This window comes from Bacillus salipaludis, assembly GCF_004358205.1.
Map to the genome: position 1 here is coordinate 1 of NZ_SMYO01000006.1, position 17778 is coordinate 17778.

17 protein-coding genes and 1 rRNA gene are annotated in these 17778 nt (G+C 39.7%); 14 read left to right on the forward strand and 4 right to left on the reverse strand.

Annotation, left to right across the window (positions count from 1 at the left end):
- The first annotated feature begins 204 nt into the window (after positions 1-204).
- The 5 genes from rrf to E2K98_RS31665 all read left to right on the forward strand — a co-directional run bounded on the left by rrf (position 205) and on the right by E2K98_RS31665 (position 3068).
- Positions 205-321: ribosomal RNA gene (gene rrf, locus E2K98_RS13090) — 5S ribosomal RNA — on the forward strand.
- Positions 322-745: 424 nt separating this feature from the next.
- Positions 746-1561 (forward strand): dienelactone hydrolase family protein, encoded by an 816-nt coding sequence (locus E2K98_RS13095; protein WP_133334736.1) that lies wholly within the window; start codon positions 746-748, stop codon positions 1559-1561.
- A 136-nt stretch (positions 1562-1697) separates the two neighbouring features.
- Positions 1698-2345 carry a glycoside hydrolase domain-containing protein gene (locus E2K98_RS13100; protein ID WP_133334738.1) on the forward strand — a complete coding sequence of 216 codons (648 nt, stop codon included), beginning with the start codon at positions 1698-1700 and terminating at the stop codon, positions 2343-2345.
- 121 nt (positions 2346-2466) lie between these two features.
- Positions 2467-2757: a hypothetical protein gene (locus E2K98_RS31660; RefSeq protein WP_235824827.1), complete on the forward strand. Its 291-nt coding sequence runs from the start codon at positions 2467-2469 to the stop codon at positions 2755-2757.
- Entirely contained in the window at positions 2694-3068 is a 375-nt protein-coding gene (locus E2K98_RS31665) for a VanZ family protein (protein ID WP_235824817.1), read from the forward strand. Before E2K98_RS31660 ends, E2K98_RS31665 begins: the two co-directional genes overlap by 64 nt.
- Positions 3069-3196: 128 nt before the next feature.
- Here E2K98_RS31665 and E2K98_RS13110 read toward each other — a convergent pair whose 3' ends face one another.
- Positions 3197-4177, reverse strand: coding sequence for an NAD(P)H-dependent flavin oxidoreductase (locus tag E2K98_RS13110; RefSeq protein WP_208025367.1), 981 nt, complete (start codon positions 4175-4177; stop codon positions 3197-3199).
- Between the two features lie 277 nt (positions 4178-4454).
- On the opposite strand from E2K98_RS13110, the gene E2K98_RS13115 reads away from it, so the two are divergent.
- The 3 genes from E2K98_RS13115 (at position 4455) to E2K98_RS13125 (ending at position 8418) form a co-directional block, all read left to right on the forward strand.
- Entirely contained in the window at positions 4455-5684 is a 1230-nt protein-coding gene (locus E2K98_RS13115; protein ID WP_133334742.1) for a DUF438 domain-containing protein, read from the forward strand.
- 280 nt (positions 5685-5964) lie between these two features.
- Positions 5965-7185 carry a CaiB/BaiF CoA transferase family protein gene (locus tag E2K98_RS13120; protein WP_133334744.1) on the forward strand — a complete coding sequence of 407 codons (1221 nt, stop codon included), beginning with the start codon at positions 5965-5967 and terminating at the stop codon, positions 7183-7185.
- A 21-nt stretch (positions 7186-7206) separates the two neighbouring features.
- Positions 7207-8418, forward strand: a complete 1212-nt coding sequence (locus E2K98_RS13125) for an acyl-CoA dehydrogenase family protein (RefSeq protein ID WP_133334746.1) — start codon at positions 7207-7209, stop codon at positions 8416-8418.
- 255 nt (positions 8419-8673) lie between these two features.
- Here E2K98_RS13125 and E2K98_RS13130 read toward each other — a convergent pair whose 3' ends face one another.
- On the reverse strand, positions 8674-8982 hold the full coding sequence (locus E2K98_RS13130; protein WP_026576089.1) for a DUF3870 domain-containing protein: 309 nt from the start codon (positions 8980-8982) through the stop codon (positions 8674-8676).
- A 192-nt stretch (positions 8983-9174) separates the two neighbouring features.
- Between E2K98_RS13130 and E2K98_RS13135 the strand changes: the two genes are divergently transcribed.
- From E2K98_RS13135 to brnQ, 3 genes are all read left to right on the forward strand, one after another.
- Positions 9175-10485 carry a sensor histidine kinase gene (locus E2K98_RS13135; RefSeq protein WP_133334748.1) on the forward strand — a complete coding sequence of 437 codons (1311 nt, stop codon included), beginning with the start codon at positions 9175-9177 and terminating at the stop codon, positions 10483-10485.
- Positions 10486-10587: 102 nt separating this feature from the next.
- Complete coding sequence (locus E2K98_RS32040; RefSeq protein ID WP_268884087.1) at positions 10588-10722, forward strand: hypothetical protein; 135 nt, start codon at positions 10588-10590, stop codon at positions 10720-10722.
- A 208-nt stretch (positions 10723-10930) separates the two neighbouring features.
- A complete protein-coding gene (brnQ, locus tag E2K98_RS13140; protein ID WP_133334750.1) occupies positions 10931-12286 on the forward strand; it encodes a branched-chain amino acid transport system II carrier protein in 1356 nt (451 codons plus the stop codon).
- 114 nt (positions 12287-12400) lie between these two features.
- Here the strand turns inward: brnQ and E2K98_RS13145 are convergent, their stop codons facing one another.
- Both E2K98_RS13145 and guaC read right to left on the reverse strand, forming a co-directional pair.
- A complete protein-coding gene (locus E2K98_RS13145; protein ID WP_133334752.1) occupies positions 12401-13120 on the reverse strand; it encodes a cell wall hydrolase in 720 nt (239 codons plus the stop codon).
- Positions 13121-13316: 196 nt separating this feature from the next.
- Positions 13317-14300, reverse strand: coding sequence for a GMP reductase (gene guaC, locus E2K98_RS13150; RefSeq protein WP_133334754.1), 984 nt, complete (start codon positions 14298-14300; stop codon positions 13317-13319).
- Positions 14301-14620: 320 nt separating this feature from the next.
- Here guaC and E2K98_RS13155 point away from each other — a divergent pair, with 320 nt between their 5' ends.
- From E2K98_RS13155 to E2K98_RS13165, 3 genes are all read left to right on the forward strand, one after another.
- Positions 14621-15730, forward strand: coding sequence for an FtsZ/tubulin family protein (locus E2K98_RS13155; protein WP_133334756.1), 1110 nt, complete (start codon positions 14621-14623; stop codon positions 15728-15730).
- Positions 15731-15907: 177 nt separating this feature from the next.
- Entirely contained in the window at positions 15908-16669 is a 762-nt protein-coding gene (locus E2K98_RS13160; protein ID WP_133334758.1) for an SDR family NAD(P)-dependent oxidoreductase, read from the forward strand.
- Positions 16670-16683: 14 nt separating this feature from the next.
- The gene (locus tag E2K98_RS13165; RefSeq protein ID WP_133334760.1) at positions 16684-17595 is read left to right on the forward strand and encodes a ketopantoate reductase family protein; all 912 of its coding nucleotides are present in this window, start codon (positions 16684-16686) and stop codon (positions 17593-17595) included.
- The last annotated feature ends 183 nt before the right edge of the window (positions 17596-17778 follow it).

The window sequence follows — 17778 nt, forward strand, 5'->3', positions numbered from 1 at the left end:
AGGCGACTGTTCAACTTCGACGAACGCTTCCGAGCCGGCACTGCAAATCCTGCCTTTTGGATTTGTAGAGACGGATCGAAACGGCCGAGAAGTTAGGAGCCGAAGCTAGACAAGTCATATGTATCATATGAAGGTGAACTCGTTTTTACTAAAAACTTCTTCTGTATTATCTAGTTTTGAGGGAATGATACCTCATATAAATAGTCTGGCAATAATGGCGAGAAGGTCACACCCGTTCCCATACCGAACACGGAAGTTAAGCTTCTCAGCGCCGATGGTAGTTGGGGGCTGTCCCCCTGTGAGAGTAGGACGTTGCCAGGCATGATGAAAGACAACCTAAAGAGGGTTGTCTTTTTTGATGTTTCATTTACTGGAAAATAATACAATTAAAGGTGGGGAATATAGTTCAAAAATGGGACAATAAAATCAAAACCTGGAAAATAAATTGAGAAAGCTATTTTTTATAAAAGAATACCTAAAAGATGGTAATTATTAGGAACTTTGTTGCGGATAAGGTCTTTGTAATATGTTTTCATTAGGATTTTTCCTTTTCGGATGGTCTTTGGAAAATAGAATGGGTAAACTGGAAGATAAAATTCATTAATAGGACAATAAAACCCAAAACCGGAAAATAAAATCTTCAAAGTGTGTTCATCAAGTGAGGTTAACCTAAAATTTTTATTTTCCATAGTGGTCTGATAAAATGATATGGGATTACTTGGACAATGAGGATGGAGGTAAATAGATGACATTAGCAACCGAATGGGTTCGTTATGGTAAAAATCAAGAGTACATAGGTTATATAGCAAAAATGGATCGGGTAAATGAAAACCTCCCTGCTGTATTGGTAATTCAGGAAATATGGGGTGTTGATAAACATATCCAGGATATAACGGAAAGATTTGCAGAAGCAGGTTACCTTGCGTTTGCTCCTGATTTATATGCAAAGGCCGAAGAATTGCGTACAGAGCGGGTTGCTGAGGTGAAGGCCTTTCTCGACACATTGCCACATTCGGTATGGAACAACCCTGATGAACGAGAGCAGGCTCTTCGCGAATTAGAGGAAGAAAAACAAAACCGTGTAACAAAAACCTTTGAACGAATGTTTAGCGGGATTAATTCTTCTGATTATATTGAACAGCTTTTGGCAACTTCTAGTTTTTTGCGTGAGGAATACGGGGCGTCTAAGGGACAAGGTGTTGCATCCGTTGGTTTTTGTATGGGAGGGGCTCTTTCCGCACAATTAGCCTGCCGGGATCCCAAATTAAAAGGAGCGGTTATCTTTTACGGAAATGCTCCACAGGATGAAGATATCAAGCATATTCAGTGTCCAGTCTATGGATTTTACGGTGATCAGGACAAACGGATATCGGACAATGTTCCACATCTTGCAGAACAAATGAAACAAAATGGTAAATCATTTGAATATAAAATTTATCAAAATACAGGTCATGCTTTTTTCAACGATACGCGTGCATCCTACAATGTGGCCTCTGCAAGGGATGCTTACCAGCAAGTGTTACAATTTTTTCATCAAGTGCTTAATACAGAAACAAAATAGCTTGATTAAAAGCGTCTCTCCATTTAGAGGGCGCTTTTTTAAGTTTTATAATAAATGCTAATGGCTGTCTTAATCGATTTTTTCATTAGGATAAGTATCCTCCGCATATACATATAGATGGAAATGGAGGTGTAGTATGGCAGTTTTTTGGGGTGTAGACTCTACAGTAAATGCTAATGAGGAAGTATTACTATGTGTCCAGAGAAACTTTGGGATACCGGATTTTTGGGGAAGATATTTGAGCACGGTGCCCAATGCTAGCGAGGGACTTACGAAGGACGAACTACGGTTTTTAAGATCGAAAGGCATAAAAGTTATGCCTATTTATAATGATTTTAACAACCCTGTTGGGCGGCAAGAGGGAAAAGTAATGGCGCGGAATGCTATTTACCATGCCCGAAGGCTGGGAATTCGTAAAGGGACTGTTATATTCGCAAATGTAGAACGGTTTCACGAAGCGGATGCAGAGTGGTTAATTGGCTGGGTGGAAACGTTTTATACCAGTTCATATAGGGCGGGATTTTATCATGATCCAATGGTCGGCGGTTTTCATAGTGCCTACTGTGAAGCCGTTCAAAAAGAGGAGTTCGTGAAAAATCAAGCAGTATTGTGGAGTGCGAAGCCTGAAAAAGGAATCAGCACCAAACGGAGCAAACCAAAATTTAACCCGAAAAAACCAAGATGTCCTGGTTTAGTATGGGCATGGCAATACGGAAGAGATGCAAAAGTCTGCCCGATTGACACCAATTTAGCAGAAGAAAAATTATTTAATCTTATGCATTGAGATTCGACAAAATTTGGGCGGTGCCAGGCACCGCCCAAATTTTGTCGATAAATGGGTTCCCCGCCGCTACTCTTTTTCGTGGTAGAATGGTAAGGATTGATTTTTTGACGGGGGTTCTTCAATGATTTCAAAAAAATGGGCGGTTTGGCTCTCTGTGATCGTATCGCAGGGCTTATTTGCCGCTTTGCTTCCGATTTGGATAAAATTATTTAATTATCTTCATCCGGTCGTTTTGATTTTGGTGTGGTTCTGTCTGACCATTTTTATTTTTTTCTTCATTTTATTAGTTACAGGAAATACGATGTCTATTTCAAAACGGATATTATCGACTTTCTTATTCTTGTATTCATGTTCATTGCTGGTTCTTTTCTTTTCAGGCCATCCAATCAAGAATACCAAACATATAATTTAGTTCCTTTTAAAACTATCTCCTCTTATTTAAGTGGGGAGGTTTCATTCTTAATCGCGTTTTACAACTTAGCAGCAAATGTTTTATTGTTTGTCCCATTTGGGATTTTTACTATGATCATAGCCAGAAAATCGCCTGTCAATAATATAAAACGATTCGGGCTCCCTATTATCATGATTACAATGATTGAGGTTCTGCAATTCCTTACCAAAAGAGGAAGTTTGGATGTAGATGATTTGATATTAAACGTTTTCGGGGTTTATGCAGGCTATGGATTGTCACGTTCGATAAAGAAGGTTCTGCAAATAGATTAGAGGTAGTTGATTTTTATCGGTGTATAAATTAAAAAATGGTCCCGAGTGTTTAAATCTGCACCCGGGATTTGTTAGCTTTTCAGCAAAAAGTAAGCCGAGAGTGTTTCATTCTAGTACAAAATAGACCTTTAAGCGTTTTCTGCAGCCAAACCATATTCAATAGTAAGATTGTCAATGATTTTTTGGACCGGAAGAATTTCCTTTATTTCTCCCACTCTTGCACCAGCAAAAACTAACCCATTCTCCACATCTCCTCCAACAGACACAAGGAGGGAATCTAGTGTGCAAAAACGATAGGAACAATTTTTTAGACAATCATGGCATTTAGCAATTTTCAACTTGTCAGGACCACTGATCAATTTTGTAAAGTTATTGCTTATGGCTCTTCCTTGAAGGCCAACTGTCGTTTTAACCAGAACGGTGTCTTCTTTACGTGCATCCACATATTTTTGCTTGAAGGCAAGTGGCGCATCACATTCCTCGCTTGCCACAAACCGAGTGCCCATTTGCACGCCGGATGCACCCATTCCAATCGCTTTTGCAATATCATCACCCGTCATAATTCCTCCCGCAGCAATGACAGGGATGGAAACAGCCTCTACAATTTCCGGAAGTATATCCAACATAGGACGCTCAGTACCAAGATGTCCTCCCGCTTCAAAACCTTCAACGACCACTGCTGCAGCGCCAAGACGTTCAGAAATTCTAGCCAATTTTGCCGAAGAGACAATCGAAATGACGGGTATTCCCGCCTGTTTTCCCCATGCGTACATATCTCGTGAGATTCCTGCGCCTGATATAATAAAATCCACTTTTTCTTCAAGGGCAGCTTTCATTTTTTCCGCAAAATCATTCATGGCAAATAATACATTTACGCCAATATATCCAGCATCTTTGACAAGATTTTTAGCTCGTCTTATATGGGTCCTCATTTCATCAACTGAAATTCCAGTACCGGATATTATGCCAATCCCGCCGGCATTCGCAACAGCTGAAGCTAGCTTGCTTAAAGAAATGCCAACACCCATACCACCTTGCATTATCGGTACTCTCGGCATCATATGACCTATTTTCAGTTGTGGAAAGTTCACTACATAACCCCATTTCAATTTATTTATTTACTTACACTCTTGCATCATACCATTCAGATTTTATATTGGATGTGATAATTATCATCAGGTCATAATAGCAGGTATTTCCAACTCGACAAAATTCAGGCGGTGCCAGGCACCGCCCGAGTTTTGTCGAATCAACTTGTCTATTTTGTGAACATTGTTTGTTTTGCATTGTAGTAATGATATAAATCACAAACCTTTGGGGGATTGCGTGATATTCTTGAGAAAAGTTATCACTAAGGTACAGATGCTTTAGCGAAGGAGAATCGTTATGAGTGAAATGATTAATAATCGTGAACAATTTTTATTAAAAAATACAAAACGATTTGAAATGATTAAACAAATTTTTACGGATCTTCATAATGGAAGAAGTGTTGAAGAGGTAAAAGCCCATTTTAATGCGCTCATCGGTAAAATTACCATTGATGAAATTTCACAAATACAGCATGATTTTACCCAAGAGGGGACCTTGCCCGCAGAAGAAGTGAAGCGTTTATACGCGGCGCACACCGCTCTGTTTAAAGGCTCAATCGAAGAGGAGCAGCGCTCACAGCATCCTGAGGAACAGCCTGGACATCCGGTCCATACCTTTAAGTTGGAAAATAGGGAATTAGAAAAATTAATTAAAACAAAGGTTCAAATCCATTTATGGCAATTTGAAAAGGAAGATTCACCTGAGAATGTTTATAAACTCCTGGAAGATTGCAATCTTTTACTGGATATAGACAAGCATTTTAACAGGAAGGAACATTTAATTTTCCCATACCTTGAGAAATATGGAATCTATGGTCCTTCTACGAATATGTGGAGAATCGATGACTTTATTCGTGATGCGATTAAAGATGCCAAACAAAATTTATCTTATTACGATGGAGATAAGCAGGGCATTGTTCAAGTTGTTACCTATATCATCAATGAAGTAAATGATATGATTTACCGCGAAGAAAATATTTTGTTTCCAATGGCTCTCAACAATCTGACTGAAGATGAATGGGTGAAAATTGCTCATGAAAGTGATGAAATTGGCTTCTGCCTGACGGAGCCTGCTGATGTTTGGAGGCCTGAAAGACAAGCACTTGCAGAGAATGCCATCTCTGAAGGGTATATCAAGATGGAAACCGGGATATTATCGTTAAAACAGCTCGAACTGCTGTTAAACCATTTACCGGTGGATATTACCTTTATAGACCACGACGATGTTGTTCGTTATTTTTCTCACGGAAAAGATAGGATTTTTGCCCGTACGAAAGCTGTTATCGGGCGCACGGTCCAAAATTGCCATCCGCCAAGAAGTGTCCACGCCGTCGAAGAACTGCTCGCAGATTTTAAATCAGGCAAAAAAGATGTGGAGGATTTCTGGATAAAATTTAAGGACAAATATGTTTATATTCGTTATTTTGCAGTTCGGGATGAAAATGGAGAATATATTGGTACCTTAGAATTTACGCAAAATATTGACCCCATCAAGCAAGTTGATGGGGAGAAACGAATATTATCATAGGTAGGAAAATAAATAATAATTCCCCAAATATATTCAAAAAGCACTTGAAATATTCAGAACATTCTTTTAAAATAAAAATAACTTCTCCCTATCAGCCTTTACAGCTGAAGGTAGTGAAGTCCGTTTTTGATTCTTAAATATTTGACTGAGAAGATTCCAATACCAGCCCTACCAGGTTGGATGAAATGGATCATGTAGCCAGTCCTTAACACATGAATGTGGAAAGGACTGGCTTTTTGTATGTAAAAAATGTTTTTTTTCAAAAAAGGGAGGAGGTAACATGAGCGGTGCATTAGAAGGAATTAAAGTATTGGATTTAACACGTGTGCTTGCGGGTCCTTACTGCACCATGATTTTAGCAGACTTAGGCGCAGATGTAATAAAAGTAGAAGCCCCTGGTGGAAGTGATGAGACACGAGGATGGGGACCTCCGTTTCAAAATGGCGTCAGTGCCTATTATTTATGTGCCAATCGGAATAAGCGCAGCCTGACGGTTGACTTAAAAACGGAAGAAGGCAGGGACATAGTCCGAGAACTAGCCAAAGAGGCGGATGTGTTGATTCATAACTTTAAATCTGGCTCGATGGAAAAATGGTTACTAGATTATGATTCATTGAAAGAAAATAACCCAAAATTAGTTTTTTGTTCGATCACAGGCTTTGGAGAATCAGGCCCCTATCGCCATCTTCCCGGATATGATTATATAATCCAAGGAATGAGCGGTCTGATGAGCATTACGGGGGATCAAGACAGCAGTCCATTTAAAATTGGCGTGGCAATGGTTGATATTCTTACAGGATTATATTCAGCTATTTCCATTGAAGCAGCCCTTTTAGAACGAGAGAGGTCCGGGAAGGGACAAAAAATTGATATGTCGCTTATGGATGCTGCAGTTAGCTCATTAGCTAATGTGGCCAGCAATTATCTTATTTCTGGTAATGTGCCACAAAGGCTCGGAAATGACCACCCAAATATTGTCCCATATTCTATATTTAAAGCTATGGATGGAGAAATTATTATCGCTGTGGGGAATAACAGGCAGTTTACAACATTATGTGAAGTAATGAAGATTCCTGAAATAGCTAAAGATGAAAAATATAGAACAAATGAAGCAAGGGTAGAAAATAGGATTGAACTTACGAATATTTTGGAAAATCAGCTTCAATTAAAGTCTTCTGAATTTTGGATGGAGTTGTTTTCTAAAAATAATATCCCTTGCGGTCCAATCCAAACCATGGACCAGGTATTTAACCACCCACAGGTGATTGAGCGGGATATGGTAGTTCAAGTCAATCATCCTGAGGCAGGTTCAGTAAAACTAGTAGGTTCTCCGATAAAACTATCAAGGACAGCTACAAAAGTAGAACGGCACCCCCCGATGCCAGGAGAGCATACTATCGAGATCCTTCAAGAAGCAGGGTACACTCCTGAAGAGATTTCACAATTTATCCAGAAAAAAATTATCGACTCTGGGATTAATTCATTAGAGTTAAAAAATTAATATAATTGGAGAGTGTTCACGATGAATTTTGATTTTTCAGAAGAGCAAGTAATGCTAAGAAAGATGATTAGAAGTTTCGTAGATAAAGAAATTATTCCAAATATGAGAGAGTGGGATGAACAAGGGGCCTTCGATCCGAAAATTTGGAAGCGCTTAAGTGATTTAAATCTTATGGGGGTTTGTATCCCGGAAGAGTACGGCGGAAGCGGGATGGATTATAATGCACTGGCAATCGTTTGTGAAGAACTGGAAAGAGGGGATACAGCGTTTCGTACAGCGGTATCAGTTCATACAGGACTTAACAGTTTAACACTATTGCAATGGGGAACAGAAGCACAAAAGCAAAAATACCTGGTTCCACAAGCGAAGGGTGAAAAGATTGCTGCATTTGGTTTAACAGAACCTGGAGCCGGTTCAGATGTTGCTTCACTGCAAACCACTGCCGTTCGGGATGGGGAGGACTACATACTAAACGGTTCAAAAACATGGATTTCCTTATGCGATGTTGCTGATCATTTCATCGTATTCGCGTATACAGATAAAGCTCAGAAACATCATGGAATTTCTGCGTTTATCGTCGAAAGAACGATGCCAGGGTTTTCATCCCGTGCCATCAAAGGAAAATTAGGAATCCGTTCTGGTAATACAGGGGAATTATTCTTTGATCAGGTAAGAGTTCCAAAAGAGAACCGATTAGGCGAAGAGGGCGAAGGCTTCAAAATTGCCATGGCTGCCCTTGATAATGGACGTTTTACCGTTGCGGCTGGTGCTGTTGGTTTAATCATGGCATCTTTAGAAGAGAGTGTAAATTATTGTCATGAAAGGAAGACATTTGGGAAAGAAATTGGCAAACACCAATTGGTTCAACAAATGATTGCAAACATGGAAGCAGGCTTACAAATGAGCCGATTATTGGTTTATCGTGTAGGTGAACTAAAAAACAAAGGTGTCCGAAATACACGAGAAACATCGCTAGCAAAATGGCAGGCTTGTGATTTTGCGAATAAAGCGGCCGATGATGCGGTGCAAATCCATGGGGCTTACGGATATTCAAGTGAATATCCAGTCGAACGATTCCTAAGAAATTCAAAGGCTCCGGTGATTTATGAAGGGACGAGAGAGATCCATACCATTATGCAGGCGGAATACGTTCTCGGGTACCGGGAGGATAAACCATTAAATAATACCTTGCCGGCTTGGCCATTTGAAAAGGAAACAGTGAAAAAAGGATAATTTAAATTAAACGTTAGGCTATGTAAAAGGTCAATGTTGATTTTTGAAACGCTGTTGATTGAAGCGACGAGGAGGCTCGACGAGCCGCCCGCGGAAAGCGAAGCGCCTGGAGCGGAAATCAACAACCTGTTTAACAGAGCCAACCGTTAAAACCCCGGAGATTGAGTAACTCCGGGGTTTTAGTATGTAACTTAAAGCCGGTTTCAATCTAGCGTGTTATATTAAGAAGAAAACTCCATCTTTAGTTGAAATCGCTTATTTTTTAATCGACTCAAATTGTTTATATAAGTCCTTTAATGCAGCAATTAGAGCATTTGCTGCTTTTCCATTGTAAAATCTTTTTACATCATCAAGTGGTTTGTCAATTCCATGACGAAGACTATGGCCTTTTAAGAGTCTAGCAATATAATCTTTGCCGTGATCCGTTGCCAGGGTGCATGCAGCATCCACAATCACCCCATAATGATTATCTATTTCAGCTGTGATCGTTAACGTTTCAAACAAATTGCTTGCTGCCATTCCTGAGGGTAATTTTGCATGTCCGGCAATAAACATCGTATTCATTTAACCCACTCCTAAAAGTTTGTATTCTATATTTAGAATAATACAAAAATAGAGTTTTGGTAAGAACAAAAGAAAATTTATGATTGGAATCTATTTCAGAACACCATTATAGTAGAAACCTCTTCCTGCATATCCCTTCTTGTTGTATAATTTACAAGACGTTCTAACCAACATAGTTAGGAGTATGCAACGATGAACTTCGTTTATATCAATCATAATGTATTAGATAACTTGTTTTATATTATTGTCAGCATTCTATTGTTTTTTGTTTTATATGATAATGTAAGCCGGCTTAAGAAGTATAAGCAGATCCTACTTACTGCCTGCATGAGTTTACCGATTATTTTATGTATGAAATTCCCAATCTATATTGATCAGTACTGTGTACATGACCTGAGACAAATTCCACTGTTTATTGGAACCCTTTATGGCGGCTGGCCTACCGGGGCTGCACTTTTGATCATTTTATTAGTGAGCCGGTTTGCGATTTATGGATTTAATTTTTTAACACTGATTGTTTATGTGGTCATCTTTATTGCTACGGCCTTTTTCTCGACAAAGTTCAATCGAGTAAATAAAAAGAAAAAGCTGTTATTTTCAGCTGCAATTACCTTGCTCCTGGAAATCATTACAACCTATATGGCTGTTGCGATGTCTGATTTCTTTAAAGTAACCGAACCGTATATTTTCTATTTTATTATTTTACCTCCTGTGATTGTATTTTTTGCCGTCTACCTGCTAGAGATTTTGATGGATACGATTCATGTAAGATCCAATATGGTGAAATTGGAAAAAATGGAGGTTGTCAGCCAGCTGGCAGCAAGTATCTCACATGAGGTTCGGAATCCACTGACCGTGGTAAAAGGATTTATTGAGCTGCTAAAAGATCCGAATTTATCGCAGGAAAAGAAAGAGCAATATATTGAACATGTGGCGAGAGAACTCAATAATGCAGAGACGATTATTAGTGACTATTTAGCCTTTGCCAAACCGGCGACGGAGAAGGTAGAACCGATTAGCGTTGAAAGTGAATTCAAAAATATTATTGAGATTTTGAAGCCTTGGGCAAACATGAATTCAGTAAAGATAAAGGATCAGCTTGTATCCGGTTCAGTGCTCGGGAATGCGAATTATTTCCGTCAATGCTTTTTGAACATCATGAAAAACGGTGTTGAGGCCATGCCAAATGGTGGGGAGCTGAAAATTGCAACCTTTTTAAATAAAAATGATTTAACCATTAAAGTGAGCGACACGGGCGTAGGAATGACAAAGGAACAAATTAATCGTTTTGGGGAACCGTATTACAGCAGTAAGGAAAAAGGGACCGGGCTGGGGTCAATGGTCGCGGTAAAGACAATTCAAATGATGAAAGGCAAACTGGAGATAGAAAGTGTCCCAAATGAGGGCACGACACTTGCGGTGACATTTCCAGTTTATTTAGCTGAGAAAGCTAAGGTAAAAGAAAACCCAATTAAATTGGAAACGGAGTTTTTACGTTCATAGGTAAAACAGCTTGGGGGTGATTCTCCAAGCTGTTTTTATATCCACAGTTGTGGAATGAACCTCCAAAATCCGTTCATAATAAAGACGAAAAGGGGTGACAGCATGGACGGAAAGTATAATACGAACGATGATGCAACGGTAGAATTGAAGAAGGCGCTAAATAAAACGAAGCCTCCGCAATACCCGAATATGAACGAGGCAGAGAGGCGCATAAAAAATCAAGGGAAAAAAGGTTGAATCAATTAGAAGGGCAGGGGAAACCGTGCCCTTTTATTTGTTACTTTTTTTCAAGAACTGGGAGCGACTTTTTAGAATTGTTATAATAATGTGAGTTTGTGTTGCATTTCACGAACAAGAAGAGTATTATTATTTTGCTAATATAGTAAATTCAGACGATATTTTAGAATATCAACCGTTGTAAAACTTTAGGAGGAAAAGCTTTTTTATGCAAAACAAGTTATCATTTTCGAAATATTTTGTTATTGGAGTCATGCTCTTTGCCTTGTTTTTTGGAGCAGGAAATTTAATTTTCCCAGCATCACTAGGGCAGAATGCAGGATCGCAAATTTGGATGGCGGTCGCAGGATTTTTGATTACCGGAATTGGTTTGCCATTCCTTGGGATTTTGGCGATGGGGTTTTCAGGAAGTAAAAACCTTCAGGAGCTCTCAAGCCGGGTTCATCCAATTTATGGGGTGATTTTTACCGCACTGCTTTATTTAACAATTGGGCCGTTTTTTGCTGCACCAAGAACGGGTGCCGTTGCTTATGACATTGGGATTGCACCGTTTGTTGGCAAAAGCCATGGACATATTGGACTTTTTATCTTTACTCTCATCTTTTTTGTAGTTACTCTCTGGTTTTCATTAAATCCGGCAAAGATTGTCGATAATGTTGGGAAAATTCTATCTCCTGCAATCATTATCCTGATCCTTGTTTTATTATTCATGGTGATCGTTAAACCATTAGGTCCAATTGGTGCACCGCAAGAGACGTATTCAAGTGGAGCATTTGTAAAAGGATTCATGGAAGGGTATAACACGATGGATGCACTCGCGTCCCTTGTATTTGGCATTATCGTCATCAATGCGATTCGTTCGATGGGGGTTACTTCTGCACGAGGTGTTCTGATTACATCTGCAAAGTCCGGACTGGTAGCGGTTGTTTTCCTAGGAATAATTTATGCCGGTGTTGCCTATTTAGGGGCTACCAGCACAGGAAGATTCGGTTTATTTGATACAGGCGGACCTGTCCTTGGAAAAGCAGCCTATTACTACTTTGGAACGTTAGGAACATTAATGTTATCGGTTATTATTATTCTTGCCTGTCTCACGACAAGTATCGGGTTGGTTACAGCCTGTGGGGAATATTTCCATTCATTGCTTCCAAAGTTGAGCTATAAGGCGTGGGTTGTTTTCTTTTCTCTAGTTTGTTTTGTCATTTCGAATTTTGGATTGGCCAATATCATTAATTTTTCCATTCCTGTTTTAATGTTTCTTTACCCATTAGCGGTTGTGCTCATGCTCTTGACTTTTACTTCAAAACTATTTAAGCATGCCCAGATGGTTTATGTAACGGCGATTACTGTTACGTTGTTGATCAGTATTATTGATGGGTTTAAAACCTTGTGCCAGCTTCTGAATATTGAATATTTTAGCTGGCTTGCACCGATTATCGAATTTTATAACAGGGCATTACCTTTTTATGAGGATGGACTCGGCTGGCTGATTCCGGTATTAATTGTGATTTTCGTAACCGGATTGCTCATCCGAATACCAAAGTTCTCTCAGGTTCGCTCATAGACAAGAAGGGATCTCGATTGTGAGATCCTTTTATTTTTTGGCTGTATTAAACTTGGTTGTTGTTTCCGCTCCAATCAACGCCGTTTAAAAATCAGCATTGTTCTTTAGTAAAGCCTATTTTTTAAAAACATGGCGACCAATTGCTAATGTGGTCGGGCGGGTATCGAGCCAGCGGCTTTGCGCGATTTTAGGATTATAGAAAAATAAAGAGCTGCCGACTAAATCTCGTTTACTGCTCAATGCCTCATTCACGGCTTCCCTTGAATCCTTATCGGCCGGTTTATTGATTTGACCATTTAAAACGGGCTGAAACTGGTTTCTAGCATAAATCACAGATCTAATAGAGTTTGGAAACTTTTTACTTTCCACGCGGTTCAGGACCACACAAGCCACTGCAACCTTACCGTTAAAGGGCTCATTTTGGGCTTCAGCTCTAACAAGCCTAGCTAGTAAATCTTTTTCGTAAGCGGTGACTTCGATGGTTTTTGGTGTGCTTTTTGTATGTATTTTCGGTTTCGACTTGCGAATCGCTTGTCTAACTTTTAAGTCTGCTTCCGATATGTATTCAGGTTTTGCTGTATTTGTGCTTTTTCTTATCTTAAGGGGTCCACCAATTTTATGTTCTGGTTTGATTGTATTAATGTATTGCCCTATGTAAAGGGCATTCATATTTTCAATTTGCGGGTTTAGCCTCGTTAATTCCTTCAAGGTTAAATAATGGTCTTGCGCGATCGTTTCCACCGTGTCTCCATCTTTTACGGTATACGCAAACGTTGGGGTTGTGAATAGAAGTGAAACCAAAATGGCAATGGCGGTAATACATTTCTTTAACATACTTTCCCTCCTGAACCTCGTTCGTCACTTGTGAATCTCTTAGCTATTTCTATGACTATGAGCTCCAGGAGTAGATTAGTATTACAGTTAGTAGAGTACTATTACAGTTTAATTACATTGGTAGGAAATCTTTGGGAAAATAATAGTTTTGAGCGAAAAAAATGAGCGGGTACGTATTTGAACCCGCTCATTTTACTTAATAAACCTTATCGCCATTGAAAATGGAATTTTTTACGACCACATAATCCACGGTACGAATGGCATCTAATTTGTTTCCGCCAGCGTAAGAGATAGAAGATTGAAGATCCTGCTCCATCTCGATTAATGTATCGATTAATTTTCCTTTGTGTTCCACATACATTTTTTTACCTTCTACGTTTTTACGTTCGCCTTTTTGGAATTCGGATGCAGAACCGAAATATTCTTTATAGCATTTTCCGTCTTTCTCGTACGTTTCACCCGGAGATTCCGCGTGGCCGGCAAAGAGGGAACCAATCATCACCATGCTTGCACCAAATCTTACAGATTTAGCGATATCTCCATGTGTACGAATCCCGCCATCCGCAATGATCGGTTTTGTTGCAGCTTTGGCACACCAACGTAATGCAGCTAATTGCCAGCCGCCTGTTCCAAAGCCGGTTTTAATTTTAGTGATACAAACCTTACCAGGCCCGATCCCTACTTTTGTTGCGTCAGCTCCGGCATGTTCTAATTCTCTTACTGCTTCAGGTGTACCCACGTTTCCGGCAATAACGAAGCTTCCTGGCAGGAGTTTCTTAATATGTTGAATCATTTCGATCACGGCGTTGGAATGTCCGTGTGCGATATCGATTGTAATGTATTCAGGTGTTAGGTTTTCATCTGCTAGTTGTTGAATGAAATCATATTCTCCATCTTTTACACCGACACTAATGGAAGCAATTAAACCTCGTTTTTTCATATCTTTTATAAAATCAATTCGCTTCTCTGGCTGGAAACGGTGCATGATGTAAAAGTAACCGTTTTCCGCTAGGAAGATGGCAATCTTTTCGTCAATGATGGTTTGCATATTGGCTGGTACAACTGGAAGTTTAAATTTATGACCGCCAAAAGTTATGGATGTATCACATTCTGAACGGCTTTTTACTATAGATTTTGCAGGAATCAATTGTATATCTTCATAATCAAAAACATTTTCCATGAGTTACACTCCCAAACACGAATATTAATGTTAGTTATTTAAAAATTGTTCGTACATTTGTTAATTTACATTATTTTTATCAGTATGTCAAAATATTTTAATATTTATGTGGAAAATATTTCGGGGATGATGGGGTGCGGTCAATAAATAATCAGCTTTTTAGGACAAATACAGTTGTTAAAGCGTTGGAAATGTTCTAAAACTAATATGTTTGGCATTTACCCGTCTACTTTTAGCGCAAAGTAACCCCCATTTTTACAATGAACAAGTCTAATTTCATAAAAAGTGAGTATTATCTAAGTAGATAAGGAGGCGATCTGGTGAAATCGATCGGTATTTTGGGTGTAGGTCAAGCTGGTGGTAATATTGCTGAGATAGCATCGACAATGGGCTTTCAAACCGCCCTTATCAATACGAATCAACGTGATGGGGTAGTAAACACGAAAGTAGAGAAAAAGTATTTTGTCCCAGGTTATAATGGTGCAGGGCAGGACCGTTCAGTCGGTTTGCGTGCCGTTCATGAGCATTATCGCGAAATGATTGATTTTGTGAAAAAATCCTTTCAAAACATCAAACTATTATTGGTTGCATTCTCAACTGACGGTGGATCCGGTTCGGGGATGAGTCCGCTGTTAATCGATATTTTATTAGACCAGCTCCCAGGCGTTAACATAGGGGCGATTGCGATTGTTCCTGAACGCAATGTGTTGGCAGGCAACCGGATTAACGCAGCAGAATGCATCGAACAGATTTCGAAAATAGAGGGAATCTCTTCCGTGTTCCTAGTCGATAACGATCAAATGCGCAAGGCGAACCCGCAATCAAGTAAACAACAAATTTATCTCTCTTCGAATCGTCAGGTCATGGAAGCCATCAGTTATGTGTTGCAAGTGACGCAGAAGAGCTCATTTTTTGGTAATTTTGATGAGACAGATCTCATGAATATTCTAAATACAAGAGGAGTAACGCTTATTTCTTCGGCGACGGTAACGGAAGCGAGGACATCAGCAGACGTTTCCAGCAAAATTCAACGGTCATGGGCGCACTCGATTTTCTGTCCTGTTGATACGGTTGGGGTTATCCGAGCCGGCCTAATATATGAGGGTCCAGAAACGGTATCGAAACTCATCAATGTGCCACAAATTTTTGAAAAAATTGGCGAGCCTTTGGAATTATTTGAAGGTACCTATATTTCGGAATGTGATCCAACGGTTACGACCATTCTAGCTGGGCTTTCTTTCCCGCCAAGCCGGCTGAAGACGCTTGAGGAATCGCTCGAAAAGAACAAAGAGCGGCTGCAATTCCTCGTTAATAAGGAGCAAACAGAAAAATATGAGTCGCAAGTTTCCTGGGCTTCCGGACTGAAAGCTAAAGCACCCGAAAAAAAGCCTGGATCAGTCTCATCGAAGTTGTCTAAGTATCAGAAATAGGTATTCATTCGGCATCTCCTGAAAATGGGGGTGTCATTTTTTTGAAAGGATGTTACATTGCCGTTGAAGAGTGAAAGTTATGGAAAAAGAATTAGTAGCTTTTTTAAAATCTACTCACTAAACCGTTATAATATAAATAGTTCAATATTTTCGCAATTTTAAAAAGGAGCTTTTACAATGGATTTACAACTACATAACAAAAACATTCTAATTACCGGAGGCTCAAAAGGGATCGGGAAAGCCATCGCCAAGGCTTTTGTAGCTGAGGGAGCAAACGTTGCCATCACTGCCCGTGGACTGGATGCATTAGAAAAAACAAAAGAAGAAATCGGCGGCAGTATTACGATCTTTCAAGCAGACCTAACGAACGCAGATGAACGCATCAAGCTCATACATGATTTCGTTGAACAATTCGGAACCATTGACGTCCTGATCAACAATGCTGGTGGCAGCAATGGCGGTAAAGCGACCGAAACGGAGATGGATCTCTTTTACAAGGCGATGGAACTGAATTATTTTTCCGCGATTCACTTAAGCAAACTGGCTGTCGAACAAATGAAAAAACAGCGTTCAGGTTCGATTATTAATATCACTTCCATTTACGGCAGAGAAAGCGGCGGCAAAGTTACCTATAACAATGCAAAGTCTGCTCTCATCAGCTTCACAAAGTCATTGGCAGACGAAGTGATTACATACGGAATTCGGGTCAATAGTATAGCACCGGGGAGTATTTTGCATAAAAGCGCCAATTGGCAAAGACGCTTGGAAGAGGATCCGGAAGGTATCGAAGAATTTGTGAAAAAAGAAATTCCCGCCGGGCGTTTTGGAACACCAGAGGAAATCGCGAATGTTGCAGCATTTCTTGCATCTGAGAAATCCTCTTGGATCGTCGGCGCCAGCATCAATGTCGATGGCGGCCAGTCGAAAATGAATTTTTAGGGAGGAAAGCGATTATGAAAGTATCTATCATTGGGTTGGGAGCATTAGGAATATTATTTGGACACCATTTATCGAAAAAGATGCCTAAAGGGGATTTGCGAGTTATTGCAGATAAGGACCGAATCAAACGGTACCAGGAAGAAGGGGTTTTTTGTAACGGCGAACGCTGCGAATTTCAATATGTTTCACCTGAAGACCACTGTGAACCTGCTGATTTAATTCTGTTTGCGGTAAAATTTAATGGACTACATGATGCAATACAGACTGTTAAACATCATGTTGGTGAACATACCGTCATATTATCAGCTTTAAACGGAATCTCAAGCGAAGCAATTATCGGGGAAGCCTTTGGAATGGATAAGGTTTTATACTGCGTCGCACAAGGCATGGATGCCGTTAAGGTCGGGAATCAACTGACCTTTGATCATATGGGTATGCTTTGTTTTGGAGATCGGGAGCCAGGAGTGGTTTCAAACAAAACAAAGAGCGTAGGCGAATTTTTTGAAAAAATGGAGTTGCCTTATGAGATTGATACGAACATGCAAAGGCGGCAATGGGGTAAATTTATGCTAAATGTCGGCGTCAATCAAACGGTTGCCGTTTATCAAGGGAATTACGGTGAAATTCAAAAAGAAGGGCAAGCAAGAGATACTATGATTGCCGCCATGCGAGAGGTCATCCAGCTTTCTGAAAAAGAGGGAGTCCACTTAACAGAAGAGGATTTGAACTATTGGTTAGATGTGCTGTCAACATTAGGTCCAACAGGAAAACCTTCGATGGCGCAGGATATGGAAGCGAGACGCATGAGTGAAGTGGATTTATTTTCCGGTACCGTATTGGAGCTTGGTCAAAAACATGGTGTATCCACTCCTGTTAACAAGGAGCTTTACGAAAAAATTAAAACGCTGGAAAGCCAGTTTAGTTGATTCTAATTTTTATAAATGATGGGCTCGCCAATCGGTGAGCTTTCTTTTTTGAATTCAAATGATTGTAATCTGCCAAAAAAGACTTCAATCACCGAAACTAAAAATTTATACGGCTTAAAACCTATTCACATGAAAATCTTGGCATGATAGAGTAAAATAGGTTTCTGAAATAAACCAAGGTCA